This is a genomic window from Variovorax beijingensis (assembly GCF_007828835.1).
GTDB lineage: Bacteria > Pseudomonadota > Gammaproteobacteria > Burkholderiales > Burkholderiaceae_C > Variovorax > Variovorax beijingensis_A.
Genome location: NZ_VIVL01000009.1, coordinates 285,120 through 299,904, shown reverse-complemented (window position 1 = coordinate 299,904; position 14,785 = coordinate 285,120). Strand labels below are relative to the sequence as shown.

The window sequence follows — 14,785 nt, the reverse complement described above, 5'->3', positions numbered from 1 at the left end:
GCGCTGCTCGACCGCTGCCCGCACAAGGGCGGCCCCTTGAGCCAGGGCATCGTGTTCGGCACCAGCGTGGCCTGCCCGCTGCACAACTGGGCCATTGGACTGGATGACGGCTGCGCCCAATCGCCCGACGAAGGGTGCACGCCGAGGTTTGCGGTGAAGCTCGAAGATGGCCAGGTCATGATGAACATGGTCGAACTGAAGACGCACGCGCTCGACCTGGCGCCGCCGCGCGCCGGCCCCGGTGCCGCAACGGCCGGCAAGCTGGGCGACGAGACCTTCGACGTGCAGGCGCCGCACAGCAGCTAGGCGCGAAACCAAGACACCACCCATGGCTGAGACTCGCTCCACCTGCCCCTATTGCGGCGTCGGCTGCGGCGTTGTCATCGAATCCGATGGCGCGCAGATCACCGGCGTGCGCGGCGACCCGGACCATCCGGCCAACTTCGGGCGCCTGTGCACCAAGGGCTCGACGCTGCATCTGACGGCCACGGCCACGGTCACGCGCCAGACACGGCTGCTGCAGCCGATGCGGCGTACCGAACGCGGCGCCGCGCCCGAAGCCATCGGCTGGAACGGCGCGCTCGACATCGCGGTCGGCAAGTTCGACCAGGTCATCCGCGACCACGGCCCCGACGCCGTGGGCTTCTACGTCTCGGGCCAGTTGCTCACCGAGGACTACTACGTCTTCAACAAGCTCACCAAGGGCCTGATCGGCACCAACAACATCGACACCAACTCGCGCCTGTGCATGAGCAGCGCGGTGGCCGGCTACAAGCAGACGCTGGGCGCCGACGCGCCGCCGGCCTGCTACGACGACCTGAAGCATGCGAGCTGCCTTTTCATCGTCGGCAGCAATGCCGCGTGGGCGCATCCCATCCTGTTCCGCCGCATCGAGGATGCGAAGGCAGCGAACCCCGGGCTGAAGATCATCGTGGCCGATCCGCGCCGCACCGACACGGTGGAAATTGCCGACCTGTTCCTGCCCATCCAGCCCGGCACCGACGTCATGCTGTTCAACGGCATGCTGCACCTGATGCTGTGGGAGGGCTGGACCGACAACGGCTACATCGCGGCCCACACCAGCGGCTTCGATGCATTGAAGACCACGGTGCGCGAATGCACGCCCGACAAGGTGGCGCAGATCTGCGGCATCTCGAAGGACGACCTGCTCGCCGCGGCGCGCCTGTTCGCCACCTCGCCGGCCACGCTGAGCCTCTATTGCCAGGGCCTCAACCAGTCGTCGAGCGGCACCGCGAAGAACGCGGCGCTGATCAACCTGCACCTCGCGACCGGCCAGATCGGCAAGCCCGGCGCCGGCCCGTTCTCGCTCACCGGCCAGCCCAATGCCATGGGCGGGCGCGAAGTGGGTGGCCTGGCCAACCTGCTGAGCGCGCACCGCGACCTGGCCAATCCGGCGCATCGGGCCGAGGTGGCGGCGCTGTGGAACGTGCCCTCGGTGCCCGAAAAACCCGGCAAGACCGCGGTCGAGATGTTCCAGGCTGCGGCCGACGGCGAGATCCGCGCGCTGTGGATCGCCTGCACCAACCCCGCCCAGTCGATGCCCGACCAGGCCACGGTGCGCCGCGCCCTCGAGCGCGCCGAATTCGTCGTGGTGCAGGAGGCTTTTTCGACCACCGCCACCTGCGCCTTCGCCGACCTGCTGCTGCCCGCCACCACCTGGGGCGAGAAGGAAGGCACCGTGACCAACAGCGAGCGCCGCATCTCGCGTGTGCGCCCTGCGGTGGCGGCGCCCGGCGAAGCGCGCCACGACTGGTCGATTGCGGTCGACTTCGCGCGCCGGCTCGAACAGCGGCTCGGCCGCGCCGACACGCTGTTTCCGTACGACTCCGCCGAACGGGTGTGGAACGAGCACCGCGAATCCACGCGCGGCCGCGACCTCGACATCACCGGCATGAGCTACGCGATGCTCGACAGCGCAGGTCCGCAGCAATGGCCGCTGAAGGAAGGCGAGGCCAGCGGCCGCGCACGCCTCTACGAGGACGGCATCTTCCCCACGCCGGACGGCCGCGCACGCTTCGTCGACACGGTCTACAAGCCGGTGGCCGAGGCGCGCGAGGCGCGCTATCCGTTCTCGCTCAACACGGGCCGCCTGCGCGACCAGTGGCATGGCATGAGCCGCACCGGCACGGTCGGCCGGCTGTTCGGCCACGTGGCCGAGCCGGTGGTGCAGATGAACGCGCAGGACATGGCGCGCCGCCAGCTGAAGGACGGCGACCTCGTGCACCTGACCTCCAAGCGCGGCTCGATCCTGCTGCCTGTGCAGGCCAGTGCCGAGATCGGCCTGAGCCAGGCCTTCGTCGCCATGCACTGGGGCGAGGAATACCTGAGCGGCTGCTCTTCGACCGGCACGCCGCTGGCGGGCATCAATGCGCTGACCACCTCGGCCTTCTGCCCCACCTCGAAGCAGCCCGAGCTCAAGCACACGCCGGTCAAGATCCTCAAGGCCGAGCTGCCGTGGTCGCTGCTGGCCATGGCCTGGCTGCCGCCGGACGCCGCGCTGGCCGCGCACCAGGCGCTCAAGCCGATGATGGCGATGTTTCCGTTTGCCACCTGCGTGCCGTTCTCGGGCAACACGCCGGGCGAGGAGCGCAGCGGCATCCTGTTCCGCGCCGCCGCGCACGATGCGCCGGCCGATGAAACCATCGACCGCATCGAAGGCCTGCTCGGCCTGCGCGGCAGCGATGCCCTGCGCTACGCCGACCGCCGGCGCGGCCAGCGCCGCGTGGCGCGGCTGGTGCGGCGCGCCGACGGCAACGCCGGCCTCGAAGCCTTCTTGCTGGGCGGCGACACCAGCGCCGAAGCCTGGATCGGCACCCTGCTGCGCGAGGAAATCCCGGCGCAGACCTATGGCCGGCTGCTGCTGTCGCCGGGCGCGCGCGCGCCGGTGGCGGTGCAGTCGCGGGGACATCCGGTCTGCACGTGCTTCAACGTGACCGACCTGGCGATCCAAGCCGAGCTGGGCCGCTGCACCGGCACACCCGACGAGCGCCTGGCCGCACTGCAGGGCGCGCTCAAATGCGGCACCAACTGCGGCTCCTGCCTGCCCGAGCTCAAGCGCATGGTGCGCGCGACGCCCGCCGAAACCGTGGCCGAGGGTGCATAAGCCGACTTGCATTCCGGCATAAGCATTGCGGGACAATCGGCGCACCCATGGGAATCAGCCAATACATCAAGGAAATCGGCCGCGGCGCGCGCGGCGCCAAGCCGCTCACGCGCGAGCAGGCCACGGACCTGTTCGGCCAGGTGCTGGACGGCACCGTCACCGACCTGGAGATCGGCGGCTTCTGCCTGGCCATGCGCATCAAGGGCGAAACGCCCGAGGAGATGGCAGGTTTCCTCGATGCCACGCATGCGCGGCTCAACCACCTGCCCGCCGCCGACCGCCCGCTCGTCGTGCTGCCGAGCTACAACGGCGCGCGCCGGCTGCCGGTGCTCACGCCGCTGCTGGCACTGCTGCTGGCCCGCGAAGGCCTGCCGGTGCTGGTGCATGGCAGCGCCACCGAAACCTCGCGCGTGCTGGCGTCGAACGTGCTGGAGGCGCTGGACGTGCCCGCGCTGCCGGCCATCCGCAAGATCCCCTGCGGCGGGGTGGGCTTTGCGCCGACCGAGCTGCTCAATCCCGCGCTCAAGCGGCTGCTCGACGTGCGCCGCGTGGTCGGCCTGCGCAACCCTGGCCACAGCGTGGTCAAGCTGATGCAGCCGACCACCGGCCCCTGCGTGATCGTGGCAAGCTACACCCATCCGGAATACGCGCGCACCATGGGCGAAACCTTCGAGCTCATGGGCATGACCGCCCTGCTCTCGCGCGGCCTCGAAGGCGAGGTCGTTTCCGACCCGCGCCGCACCGCGCAGATCGACGGCTTCGTGCGCGGCGTGCGCAGCGAGCTGCAGGCCCAGGAAAGCGGCACGGCAAGCGAAGTGCCGGGCCTGCCGAAGGAGATCGACGTCGCGACCACGGCCGCGTACACGCGGCGCGTATTGAATGGCGAGCTTCCCGTGCCGGAGGCCATCGCCACCCAAGTGAGGCACATCACGCAACTGGCATCCCACGCATGAACAACGCCGCTTCTTCATCCACCGCCGGCAGCTGCACGCTGGTGGGCGCCGGCCCCGGCGATCCCGAACTGCTGACCCTCAAGGCCGTCAAGGCGATCCGGGCCGCGACCGTGCTGCTGGTGGACGACCTCGTGAGCGACAGCATCCTGGCCTCGTATGCGCGGCCCGATGCGCGCATCGTGCACGTGGGCAAGCGCGGCGGCTGCAAGAGCACCCCGCAGGCCTTCATCGAGCGGCTCATGATCACCGCGGTGCGCGAAGGCGAAACCGTGGTCCGGCTCAAGGGCGGCGATCCCTTCATCTTCGGCCGCGGCGGCGAAGAGGTCGAGCACCTGCGCGAAGCCGGCATCGAATGCACGGTGGTCAACGGCATCACCGCCGGCCTCGCGGCCGTCACCTCGCTCGGCGTGCCGCTCACGCACCGCGACCATGCGCAGGGCGTGGTGTTCGTCACCGGCCATGCCAAGACCGGCGCCGGCGCGGCCGAAGACCCGACCGACTGGCGCGCCCTGGCCGCCACCGCGCACAGCGCGCGGCTCACGCTCGTGATCTACATGGGCGTGGCGGGCGCCGGCCACATCGAACGCGAACTGCTGCACGGCCTGCCGGGCGACACGCCCGTGGCCGTGGTGCAGCATGCGAGCCTTCCGAACCAGCGCCAGGTCGCGACCACGCTCGACAAGCTGCAGGCCGGCATCACCGAAGCCGGCATCGCGAGCCCTGCAGTGATCGTGGTGGGCGACGTGCTGCGCGGACTCGCCGCAGCGGCGCTGCCGACGGACGCGAACCGCTTCGGCACCTAGGTTTCCGGGGTTTCGGGGCGAGGGCCGCCGGGCATCCCCGCTCGAGGCCATGGGCCCCTCGAGCCGCCAACGTGGCATGGAGCGTGCTTAACGCCAGCATGCTCGCCTTCCGATCATTTCCCGCGCCCGGGGCCCAGCGATGACCGCCGCCATCGCGCCTCCGCCCGCCGCCGTCGAAGTCGTCGCGCTCAGCAAGCGCTATGCCGCGGGCACGCCCGCCGCCGTCGACCGGATCGACCTGCGCATCGCGAGCGGCAGCTACTGCTGCCTGCTGGGCCCCTCGGGCTGCGGCAAGAGCACCACGCTACGCATGATCGCGGGCCACGAGTCGGTCACGAGCGGCGACATCCTGCTGGACAACCGCAACATCACCAACCTGCCCGCGGCCGCGCGCGGCACCGCGATGATGTTCCAGAGCTTCGCGCTGTTCCCGCACCTTTCGGCGCTGGACAACGTGGCCTTCAGCCTCAAGATGAAGGGTGTCGGCAAGGCCGAGCGCCAGCAGCGCGCACGCGAGCTGCTCGAGCGCGTGGCGATGGGCCACCTGGCCGAACGCAAGCCCGGCGAACTCTCCGGCGGCCAGCAGCAGCGCGTGGCGCTCGCGCGCGCACTCATCACCGAGCCGCGCGTGCTGCTGCTCGACGAGCCGCTGTCGGCGCTCGATCCGTTCCTGCGCATCCAGATGCGCGCCGAGCTGCGGCGCTGGCAGAAGGAACTGGGGCTGACCTTCGTGCATGTCACGCACTCGCAGGAAGAAGCGATGGCGCTGGCCGACACCATGGTGGTCATGAACCACGGCGTGATCGAGCAGGCCGGTTCGCCGCACCAGGTCTACAACCATCCTGCGAGCGAATTCGTGGCGCGCTTCATGGGCGGCCACAACGTGTTCGACACGCCTGCCGGCCCGATCGCCGTGCGCAACGACCACATGCGGATCGCCCGCGGCGACGCGGCGGGCGGCCTGGCCGCCACGGTCACCGACGTCGAGTACCAGGGCACCTACGTGCTGCTCGGCCTCGCGCTGCAGGACGCCGCGCCCGGCCGCGGCAGCGTCTCGGTGCTGCTGGGCGAGGCCGCCTTTCTTGCAAGCCCCCATGCGCCGGGCGATGCGGTGCACCTGTCCTGGGCCGAGGCCGATGTGCGCGTGCTCGGCCCCGGTGCCAAGCCGCCTGCCGAGCGCGCGCCGGCGCCGGCCGCGAGCGGCAGCCGCCCCGCACGCGACGACCTGGCCGCGCTCGCGAGCATGCCGCTGTGAGCGCGCGGCCGTTCTGGCATTGCCTGCATTTCCATTCGCTTTTTTCCACTTTCCCTCCCCTGCCTTTTTCTTCCACGGAGACTCTTCCATGACCGACCCCATCGACTCGTCCGCCGGCCTCCAGCGCCGCACCCTGCTGCAAGGCACCGCCGGCATCCTGGCCACGGGCATCGCGCCCTTCGTGCATGCGCAGGAAAAGATCGTGCTGCGCTACCTGGGCACGGCGGTGAATCAGGACAAGGCCATCGCCGAGAAGTTCAAGGCCGACACCGGCATCGAGATCCAGTACGTGGCCGTGACCACCGACGACGTGACCAAGCGCGCCGTCACCGCGCCCAACAGCTTCGACCTGATCGACACCGAGTTCTTCTCGCTCAAGAAGATCGTGCCCACCGGCAACCTGAAGGGCATCGACACCCGGAAGATCAAGAACGCCGACAAGATCACCACGCTCTTCACCAAGGGCGAGGTCGCCGGCAAGGCCGTGGGCGACCAGGGCACCGCGCCCAAGAAGGTGATCTATCTCGAAGGCGAGAAGAGCAAGAAGTTCGCGACTGCGCCAACACAGTTCATGTCGCTCATTCCCACGGTCTACAACGCCGACACGCTGGGCATCCGTCCCGACCTGATCAAGCGTCCCATTGGTTCCTGGGCCGAGCTTCTGAACCCCGAGTTCAAGGGCAAGGCCGCGATCCTGAACATTCCGTCGATCGGCATCATGGACGCGGCGATGGTGGTGGAAGCCAAGGGCATCCACAAGTACAAGGACAAGGGCAACATGACCAAGGCCGAGATCGACCTCACGATCAAGACCCTGATCGAAGCCAAGAAGGCCGGCCAGTTCCGCGCGCTGTGGAAGGACTTCAACGAGTCGGTCAACCTGATGGCTTCGGGCGAAGTGGTGATCCAGTCGATGTGGTCGCCGGCCGTCACCGCCGTGCGCACCAAGGGCATCGCCTGCAACTTCCAGCCGCTCAAGGAGGGCTATCGCGCCTGGGCCGCCGGCTTCGGCCTGCCGGCCACGCTCTCGGGCAAGAAGCTCGACGGCGCCTATGAATTCATCAACTGGTTCCTCGACGGCTGGGCCGGCGCCTACCTGAACCGCCAGGGCTACTACAGCGCCGTGCTCGACACCGCCAAGGCCAAGATGGAAGCCTACGAATGGGCCTACTGGATGGAAGGCAAGCCCGCCGCGCAGGACATCAAGAGTCCGAACGGCGACCTGCTCGCCAAGGCCGGCGCGGTGCGCGACGGCGGCAGCTACGAGCAGCGCATGGGCGGCATTGCCTGCTGGAACGCCGTCATGGACGAGAACGAGTACATGGTCCGGAAGTGGAACGAGTTCGTCGCTGCCTGATCCCGTGAACGCCCCCACCGCCAGCGCGCACGCGCCCAGCCCGTCCGTCCATGCCGTGAAGGCGTGGTGGCAGGCCGCGCCGTTCGCGCTGGTGTTCCTGCTGTTCTTCTTGGTTCCGCTGGCGCTGGTCGCGATGGTCAGCCTGTGGAACTTCAACGAGTACGAGCTGATCCCGGCGGTGACGCTGCGCAACTACCTGAGCCTGTTCGAGGGCTGTTCGCAGCTCACCGACAACGGCGACCTGTGCGTCACGCTCAATACCTACCTGAGCACCTTCAAGTTCTGCCTGCTGGTGTGGGGCATCACGCTGCTGATCGGTCTTTCGGTGGCCTACTTTCTGGCGTTCCACGTGCGCTCGCCGGGCATGCAGACGGCGCTGTTCGTGCTGTGCACCGTGCCCTTCTGGACTTCCAACGTGATCCGCATGATCTCGTGGGTGCCGCTCCTGGGCCGCAACGGGCTGGTCAACCAGGCGCTGACCGGGCTCGGCCTCGTCGACCAGCCGGTCGAGTGGCTGCTGTTCTCCAATTTCTCGGTGGTGCTCGCCTTCGTGCATCTCTACACGATGTTCATGATCGTGCCGATCTTCAACAGCATGATGCGCATCGACCGCTCGCTGCTCGAAGCGGCCAGCGACGCGGGCGCCTCGGGCTGGCAGACGCTCTGGAACGTGGTGGTGCCGCTGTCGCGCACGGGCATCCTGATCGGCTCGATCTTCGTCATCACGATCGTGATGGGCGACTTCGTCACCATCGGCGTGATGGGCGGGCAGCAGATCGCATCGATCGGCAAGATCATCCAGGTGCAGACCTCGTACCTGCAGTTTCCGCTGGCCGCGGCCAACGCGATGATCCTGCTGGCGGTGGTGCTGATGATCATCTGGGGACTCACCCGGCTGGTCGATATCCGCAAGGAGCTCTGAGATGGAACGCCGACCCGGCTTCTGGCCGCTCGCAATCGTGTTCGGCCTCTTCGTGCTGTTCCTCTACGGCCCGATGATCACGATCTTCATCCTGAGCTTCCAGGGCCCCGAAGGCGGCCTGACCTTTCCGCTGCGCGGCGTCTCGCTGCACTGGTTCCACAAGCTGGCCGAGGGCCTGGGCACCGTCGACATCGGCGCGGCCTTCCGGCGTTCGCTGGCGCTGGGCGCGGTGGTCATGGGCTTCACCGTGGTGCTGTCGGTGCTGGCCGGGCTCGCGTTCCGCAAGAAGCTCGCGGGCAGCAACGCCCTGTTCTTCGTGACCGTGGCAAGCCTCATCATGCCGTCGATCATCATTTCGCTCGGCATCGGCCTGCAGTTCCGGCTGCTCGACACCGGCATCAAGAGCCTGCTGACGGCGATGGATGCCACCACGCTGCTCGAGGGCTACGGCACCGCGCTCGGCCTCTTCAGTTCCGCCCTCGGCGCGCACCTGACGTGGACCCTGCCCTTCGGCCTGCTCATCATGTTCGCGGTGTTCAACCGCTTCAACCCGGCCTACGAGGAAGCCGCGCGCGATCTCGGCGCCACGCCCTGGCAGACCTTCCGTTTCGTGGTGCTGCCGCTGATCGGGCCGTCGATCGTCGGCATCGGCATGTTCGGCTTCACGCTGTCGTGGGACGAGATCGCCCGCACCTCGCAGGCCATCGGCGACGTCAACACGCTGCCGCTCGAGCTGCAGGGCCTGACCTCGACGGTCACGACGCCTTCCATCTATGCGCTGGGGACGGTGACCACCGTCGTGTCGCTGCTGGTCATGGCCGTGGCGCTGGGCACGGCTGCGCTGCTGCGCCGGCGCGCCGTGCGGCCGCGCTGAGGCCCGGATGGCATGGCCATGCCTGGCCGTTCGGCCGACGTGAGAGTTTTCCTACAGCCGCCTAAAATCGCGCCCAACAAGACACAACACGAGCGAGAGAGAGGCGGGCAATGCTGGACATCGACAAACTCAACGAATTCACCCAGACCCATGGCGAGCTGCGCCGCGGCCGGGGCCTCGTCACCGGAACCATCGCGCTGAGCCTGGGCATCCTGTGCTTCCTCGGCGTGCTGGCCTTCCACTTTCCCCAATACCTCACGACGCCCGAGCTGCGCAAGAGCTACAACGTCGACGTGATGCGCTTCATCCTGCTGGCGGCCATGGTGGTCTCGGGCGGGCTGGCGCTGGTGAACATCATCTTCAACCGCTCGCGCTGGCTCTCTTCGGCCGCCTTCCTGCTGGTGGCCGCGGCCGCGCTGCTGGGCGGGCACAAGGTGCCGGTGAACGACTTTGCCGACAACACGCCCTACATCGGCCTGGACTGGTTCATCCTGGACCTGCTGGGCTCCTCGCTGATCTTCATCTTCATCGAGAAGCTGTTCGCGCTGCGCAAGGACCAGCCGGTGTTCCGCGCCGAATGGCAGACCGACTTCCATCATTTCGTGGTCAACCACATGATCGTGGGATTCGTCCTGCTGGCCACCAACCTGATGGTGCACAAGTTCTTCGGCTGGGCCGCCAACGACGGCGTGCGCGGCTGGGTGGGCAACCTGCCGTTCTGGGCCGGGCTGCTGCTGATCATCCTGGTGGCCGACCTCGTGCAGTACTGGACCCACCGCGCCTACCACGAGGTGCCGGTGCTGTGGCGCCTGCACGCGGTGCACCACAGCGTGAAGAGCATGGACTGGATGGCCGGCTCGCGCCAGCACATCCTCGAGCTGCTGATCACGCGCACGCTGGTGCTGGCGCCGATCTACGTGCTGGGCTTCTCCAAGGAAGTGATCGACGCGTACATCGTGGTGGTGGGCTTCCAGGCGGTGTTCAACCACTGCAACGTGAGCGTGCGGCTCGGGCCGCTGCGCTACGTCATCGTCACGCCCAACTTCCACCACTGGCACCACAGCCAGGACGTGGAGGCGCTCGACAAGAACTATTCGGCGCACTACGCCTTTCTCGACTATCTCTTCGGCACCGCGGTGAAGAGCACCAAGCTCTGGCCCGAGAAGTACGGCGTGCTCGGCGACTACGTGCCCAACGGCTTCTTCAAGCAGCTGAAGTTTCCTTTCGTCTGGAAGGGATGATGCGGCGCCATCTCCGCGTGGCGGCGCTCGGCGCTGCCGCATTGCTGCTGCTCTCGGCCTGCGCCACCCGCGTCGACCTGCCCTCGAAAGACGCGGGCCTGCGCCTGCGCGTGCAGAGCTCGGTCATCGCGCCCGGCAACGGCGGCGAGCTCATTGCCGCCGATGCGCTGCAGCCCGGCGACATCCTGCTGACCTCCATCGCCACGGTCAATTCCTTCGGCATCCGGCTGGGCACCTTCTCGCCCGTGAGCCACGCCGTGCTCTACCTGGGCGACGGCCTGATCGCCGAGGCGGTAGGCAGCGGCGTGCGCGCGCGGCCGCTGGCCGACGTGGTGGACGAGGAACAGATGGTCGTGGCCTTCCGGGTGCCCGGGCTCGATGCCTCGGGTGCCCAGAAACTGCGCGCCTGGGCCAACTCGCAGGTGGGCATCCGCTACAACACCACCGGCGTGCTGCTGAATGCGCCATTCGTGCTGAACCGGCGCCTGTGCGAGCTGCCGCTCGTCCCCTCCGCCGTCAGCCACTACTGCATCAGCGGCATGGCCATGGTGCAGCTGGGCGCGAGCCGCGACGACCAGTTCTTCTGCTCGCAGTTCGTGCTCGAGGCCTACCGGCGGGCCGGCCTGCCGATCACCGACGCCGACCCGCGCTGGGTCAGCCCGGCCGACCTGCTGCACATGCGCGAGGGCGACGTGCCCTCGATTGCCGCCACGCAGCCGCTGCGCTACGTGGGCCACCTCAAGTACAACGCGCCGCCGCTGCTTGCCGCAGACGGCCCCTGACCGCCTTGAGCAATTCGTCTTCGGTTCATTTATTCGACGCCGTCGTGGTCGGCGCCGGTGCCGCGGGCCTGTTCTGCGCGGCATTGGCCGGGCAGCGCGGGCTCAAGGTGCTGCTGGTCGACCACAGTGAAAAGATCGCGGAAAAAATCCGCATCTCGGGCGGCGGGCGCGCCAATTTCACCAACCGCGACCTCGACGTGCGCGCGCCGCAGCGCCACTTCATCGGCGACAACCCGAATTTCTGCCGCTCGGCGCTGTCGCGCTATGCGCCACAGCAGTTCATCGAGCTGGTGCACAAGCACGGCATCGCGTATCACGAAAAACACAAGGGCCAGCTGTTCTGCGACGGCTCCTCGCAGCAGATCATCGACATGCTGCTGGCGGAGTGCGATGCGGGCAGCGTCACGCGCTGGCAGCCGTGCAAGCTCGGAAAGATCGTCTTCTCGGCCTCCGGCGACGGCACGGCGGGCGCAGGCAGCTACAGGATCGATAGCACCCGGGGCCCCATCGAGACACCCAGGCTGGTGGTCGCCACCGGCGGCCTGTCGATTCCGCAGATCGGCGCCAGCGACTTCGGCTACCGCCTGGCCGAGCAGTTCGGCCTGCGCGTCGTCGCGCCGCGCCCGGCCCTGGTGCCGCTGACCTTCGGCGGCGAAGCCTGGGCGCCATATGCCGAACTGGCCGGACTGGCGCTGCCGGTGCGCATCGAAACCGGCGCCAGGAAGGAAAAGATGGCCTTCCTCGAAGACCTGCTGTTCACCCACCGCGGCCTGTCGGGCCCGGCGGTGCTGCAGATTTCGAGCTACTGGAAGCCCGGCAGCCCGCTCACGCTCGACTTTGCACCCGGCGTGGACGTGGCCGAAGCCTTGGGCGAAGCCAAGCTGCGCTCGAAGAAGCGCATCGCCAACGAGCTGGCCGCGCTCGTGCCCTCCCGGCTGGCGGATGCCTGGGTCGGGCAGGACCCGGCGCTGCAGCGGCCCGTCAACGAGGCGGCCGACAAGGCCCTGGCCACCCTGGCGGAGCGCATTGCCCGCTGGCAGATCACCCCGAGCGGCACCGAGGGCTACAAGAAGGCGGAAGTCACGGCTGGCGGCGTCGACACCCGCGATCTGTCCTCCCAGACCATGGAATCGAAGCAGCCGGGCCTGTATTTCATCGGCGAAGTGGTCGACGTGACGGGCTGGCTGGGCGGATACAACTTCCAATGGGCCTGGGCCAGCGCGCACGCCTGCGCCACCTCCTTCTGAAAAGACCGCGAAGCATGCGCAGCCCTGGGGAGTGCTATACTCGCGGGCTAACTTTTGGCCTTCCCTCAACGGCCGCAAAAATTTTCAGTTGAGGAACCCCGGCTTGGGGCCTCGATCTCCCCAGGCCAAATTCAGTTCAACGATTCATCAATGACCACCATCCGCGTTAAAGAAAACGAGCCTTTCGACGTCGCCCTGCGCCGCTTCAAGCGCACCATCGAAAAGCTCGGCCTGCTGACCGACCTGCGTGCCCGCGAGTTCTACGAAAAGCCGACCGCCGAGCGCAAGCGCAAGAAGGCAGCCGCCGTCAAGCGCCACTACAAGCGCGTGCGCAGCATGCAGCTGCCCAAGAAGCTGTACTAAGCAACACCCGGGCCCGGCCGCCGACGAAAGTCGCCGCCAGCCCCCGTTGCCCCAGCCGCGCCAGGGAAACCTGCCGCGGCTTTTGTTTTTTCCGAAAGGTTGTGCCGAATGACACTCAAAGAACAGATCACTGAAGACATGAAGACCGCGATGCGCGCCAAGGACTCGGAGCGCCTGGCCACCATCCGCCTGCTGCTGGCCGCGATGAAGCAGAAGGAAGTCGACGAGCGCGTGGAGCTCGACGACGCCATGGTCGTTGCCATCGTCGACAAGATGGTCAAGCAGCGCAAGGACTCGATCGCCGCGTTCACGACCGGCGGCCGCACCGACCTGGCCGACAAGGAAGCCGCCGAGATCAAGGTGCTCGAGGTCTATCTGCCGCAGCGCATGAGCGCCGATGAGGTGGCCGCCGAGGTGAAGGCCATCGTGGCCGAACTGGGCGCCAAGGGTCCCGGCGACATGGGCAAGGTGATGGGCGCGGTCAAGACCCGCCTCGCAGGCAAGGCCGACATGGGCCAGGTGAGCGCCGCCGTCAAGGCCGCCCTCGCGAACGCCTGATGAACGACAGCAGCAGCGGCCGCACCAGCCCGATCCTGAAGGCCTGCGCCTGCCTGGTCGACGCCAGGGGCCGGCTGCTGGTGTTCCGCCACCCCGGCGACGGCAACATGCAGCTGCCCAAGGGCACCATCGAGCCCGGCGAATCGCCCGAGGTGGCGGTGCGGCGCGAGCTGCTGGAGGAATCGGGCATCGACCACGTCGGCGAACTGCTGCCGCTCGGCACCCTGCAGCGCGACTGCGAAGCCGGCATCGAAGGCAATACGCTGCGCCACCCCCAGCTGTGGCACCTGTTCCTGATGCGCGCCGACGGCCCGCTGCCCGAAACCTTCGACCACGTGGCCATGGGCAGCCCCGAGGAGGACGGCCTGGTGTTCTCGTTCAGCTGGCTCGCAGCCGGCGACGACACGGCCAATTTCACCCTGCCCTACCGGCAGGCCATCGAGCGCGTTCGCGCGGCCCTGCTCGCAACGCAGTAAAGCCGGTCGGGTTCACGCCAGCGCGCGAGCCACCATGTAGAGCCCCAGCAGCGCCAGCCCGGCCAGGAAGCAGCGCCTGAACACCGCCACCGGCAGCCGCTTGCGCAGCCAGGTGCCGATCGCCATGCCGCCGAGGGCCGGCACCAGCATCGCAAGCGATCCTCCCACCGCCGCCACCGGATAGCCGCCGTTGCCCGCGAGCCCGATGGCCAGCACCACGGTCGAGGTGGTGAACGATATGCCCATCGCCTGGATCAGCGCGTCGCGCTGCAAGCCCAGGGCCTGCAGATAAGGCACGGCCGGCACCACGAACACGCCGGTCACCGCGGTCACCAGGCCCGTGGCGGCGCCCACCACCGGCCCGAGCCAGCGCTCGTGCGCCGCGGGCACCTGCAGCTGCCGCCCCGTGAGGCCCCAGAGCGCATAGGCCACCAGCGCCGCGCCCAGCGCCACCGAGGCCCATTCACCCGCAGGCACGCCCAGCCACAGCGCGCCGCCCAGGGTGCCTGCCACGATGCCCGCCTGCATGCCGCCGATGCGGCGCAGCACCGGCCAGAAGCTCGCGCGCGGCCCGGTCTGCCAGAGGTTGGTGACCAGCGAAGGCACGATCAACAGCGCCGCCGCGCGCACCGGCGGCATCCAGAGCGCGAGCAGCGCCATCGACACCGTCGGCAGCCCGAGCCCGATCACGCCCTTGACCACGCCGGCCAGCAGAAACACCAGGGCAGCGGCCGCCCAGTGGCCTCTTGCCAGTTCTGCCAGTTCGTTCGAGATCGTCATTGCGGCGCAGTCTGCCGGCCACGGCGGCGCCTGGAAATGCGGCATTCGCG

15 protein-coding genes are annotated in these 14,785 nt (G+C 68.3%); 14 read left to right on the top strand and 1 reads right to left on the bottom strand.

Annotated features, from left to right (window positions below):
- The 14 genes from FB547_RS24550 to FB547_RS24485 form a co-directional block, all read left to right on the top strand.
- Positions 1–306 (top strand): Rieske 2Fe-2S domain-containing protein (locus tag FB547_RS24550; RefSeq protein ID WP_145746260.1); only part of this gene is annotated, 306 nt, incomplete at its 5' end.
- Between the two features lie 22 nt (positions 307–328).
- The gene (locus FB547_RS24545; RefSeq protein ID WP_145746259.1) at positions 329–3,124 is read left to right on the top strand and encodes a nitrate reductase; all 2,796 of its coding nucleotides are present in this window, start codon (positions 329–331) and stop codon (positions 3,122–3,124) included.
- 47 nt (positions 3,125–3,171) lie between these two features.
- Positions 3,172–4,077, top strand: coding sequence for a DNA-binding protein YbiB (gene ybiB / locus FB547_RS24540; protein WP_145746258.1), 906 nt, complete (start codon positions 3,172–3,174; stop codon positions 4,075–4,077).
- Positions 4,074–4,880 (top strand): uroporphyrinogen-III C-methyltransferase, encoded by an 807-nt coding sequence (gene cobA, locus FB547_RS24535; protein WP_145746257.1) that lies wholly within the window; start codon positions 4,074–4,076, stop codon positions 4,878–4,880. Before ybiB ends, cobA begins: the two co-directional genes overlap by 4 nt.
- Positions 4,881–5,019: 139 nt before the next feature.
- Positions 5,020–6,135: an ABC transporter ATP-binding protein gene (locus FB547_RS24530; RefSeq protein ID WP_145746256.1), complete on the top strand. Its 1,116-nt coding sequence runs from the start codon at positions 5,020–5,022 to the stop codon at positions 6,133–6,135.
- A gap of 88 nt (positions 6,136–6,223) precedes the next feature.
- Complete coding sequence (locus tag FB547_RS24525) at positions 6,224–7,492, top strand: PotD/PotF family extracellular solute-binding protein (RefSeq protein ID WP_145746255.1); 1,269 nt, start codon at positions 6,224–6,226, stop codon at positions 7,490–7,492.
- 4 nt (positions 7,493–7,496) lie between these two features.
- On the top strand, positions 7,497–8,414 hold the full coding sequence (locus tag FB547_RS24520) for an ABC transporter permease (RefSeq protein WP_145746254.1): 918 nt from the start codon (positions 7,497–7,499) through the stop codon (positions 8,412–8,414).
- Position 8,415: 1 nt separating this feature from the next.
- On the top strand, positions 8,416–9,288 hold the full coding sequence (locus tag FB547_RS24515; RefSeq protein ID WP_186454239.1) for an ABC transporter permease: 873 nt from the start codon (positions 8,416–8,418) through the stop codon (positions 9,286–9,288).
- A gap of 110 nt (positions 9,289–9,398) precedes the next feature.
- Positions 9,399–10,529, top strand: a complete 1,131-nt coding sequence (locus FB547_RS24510) for a sterol desaturase family protein (protein WP_145746252.1) — start codon at positions 9,399–9,401, stop codon at positions 10,527–10,529.
- On the top strand, positions 10,526–11,311 hold the full coding sequence (locus tag FB547_RS24505; RefSeq protein WP_145746251.1) for a YaeF family permuted papain-like enzyme: 786 nt from the start codon (positions 10,526–10,528) through the stop codon (positions 11,309–11,311). Before FB547_RS24510 ends, FB547_RS24505 begins: the two co-directional genes overlap by 4 nt.
- A 5-nt stretch (positions 11,312–11,316) precedes the next feature.
- Positions 11,317–12,558: an NAD(P)/FAD-dependent oxidoreductase gene (locus FB547_RS24500; RefSeq protein ID WP_145746250.1), complete on the top strand. Its 1,242-nt coding sequence runs from the start codon at positions 11,317–11,319 to the stop codon at positions 12,556–12,558.
- A gap of 150 nt (positions 12,559–12,708) precedes the next feature.
- Positions 12,709–12,921: a 30S ribosomal protein S21 gene (gene rpsU / locus FB547_RS24495; RefSeq protein ID WP_007833691.1), complete on the top strand. Its 213-nt coding sequence runs from the start codon at positions 12,709–12,711 to the stop codon at positions 12,919–12,921.
- A 108-nt stretch (positions 12,922–13,029) separates the two neighbouring features.
- Positions 13,030–13,479 (top strand): GatB/YqeY domain-containing protein, encoded by a 450-nt coding sequence (locus tag FB547_RS24490; protein WP_145746249.1) that lies wholly within the window; start codon positions 13,030–13,032, stop codon positions 13,477–13,479.
- On the top strand, positions 13,479–13,955 hold the full coding sequence (locus FB547_RS24485) for an NUDIX domain-containing protein (protein ID WP_145746248.1): 477 nt from the start codon (positions 13,479–13,481) through the stop codon (positions 13,953–13,955). Before FB547_RS24490 ends, FB547_RS24485 begins: the two co-directional genes overlap by 1 nt.
- Positions 13,956–13,967: 12 nt before the next feature.
- Here FB547_RS24485 and FB547_RS24480 read toward each other — a convergent pair whose 3' ends face one another.
- Positions 13,968–14,735 (bottom strand): sulfite exporter TauE/SafE family protein, encoded by a 768-nt coding sequence (locus tag FB547_RS24480; protein ID WP_186454238.1) that lies wholly within the window; start codon positions 14,733–14,735, stop codon positions 13,968–13,970.
- Positions 14,736–14,785: the final 50 nt, after the last annotated feature.

Bases quoted from the DNA above. Each gene is read 5' to 3' on its own strand.
- FB547_RS24545 (WP_145746259.1), top strand. From the start codon at position 329: ATGGCTGAGACTCGCTCCACCTGCCCCTATTGCGGCGTCGGCTGCGGC.
- ybiB (WP_145746258.1), top strand. From the start codon at position 3,172: ATGGGAATCAGCCAATACATCAAGGAAATCGGCCGCGGCGCGCGCGGC.
- cobA (WP_145746257.1), top strand. From the start codon at position 4,074: ATGAACAACGCCGCTTCTTCATCCACCGCCGGCAGCTGCACGCTGGTG.
- FB547_RS24530 (WP_145746256.1), top strand. From the start codon at position 5,020: ATGACCGCCGCCATCGCGCCTCCGCCCGCCGCCGTCGAAGTCGTCGCG.
- FB547_RS24525 (WP_145746255.1), top strand. From the start codon at position 6,224: ATGACCGACCCCATCGACTCGTCCGCCGGCCTCCAGCGCCGCACCCTG.
- FB547_RS24515 (WP_186454239.1), top strand. From the start codon at position 8,416: ATGGAACGCCGACCCGGCTTCTGGCCGCTCGCAATCGTGTTCGGCCTC.
- FB547_RS24510 (WP_145746252.1), top strand. From the start codon at position 9,399: ATGCTGGACATCGACAAACTCAACGAATTCACCCAGACCCATGGCGAG.
- FB547_RS24505 (WP_145746251.1), top strand. From the start codon at position 10,526: ATGATGCGGCGCCATCTCCGCGTGGCGGCGCTCGGCGCTGCCGCATTG.
- rpsU (WP_007833691.1), top strand. From the start codon at position 12,709: ATGACCACCATCCGCGTTAAAGAAAACGAGCCTTTCGACGTCGCCCTG.
- FB547_RS24490 (WP_145746249.1), top strand. From the start codon at position 13,030: ATGACACTCAAAGAACAGATCACTGAAGACATGAAGACCGCGATGCGC.
- FB547_RS24485 (WP_145746248.1), top strand. From the start codon at position 13,479: ATGAACGACAGCAGCAGCGGCCGCACCAGCCCGATCCTGAAGGCCTGC.
- FB547_RS24480 (WP_186454238.1), bottom strand. From the start codon at position 14,735: ATGACGATCTCGAACGAACTGGCAGAACTGGCAAGAGGCCACTGGGCG.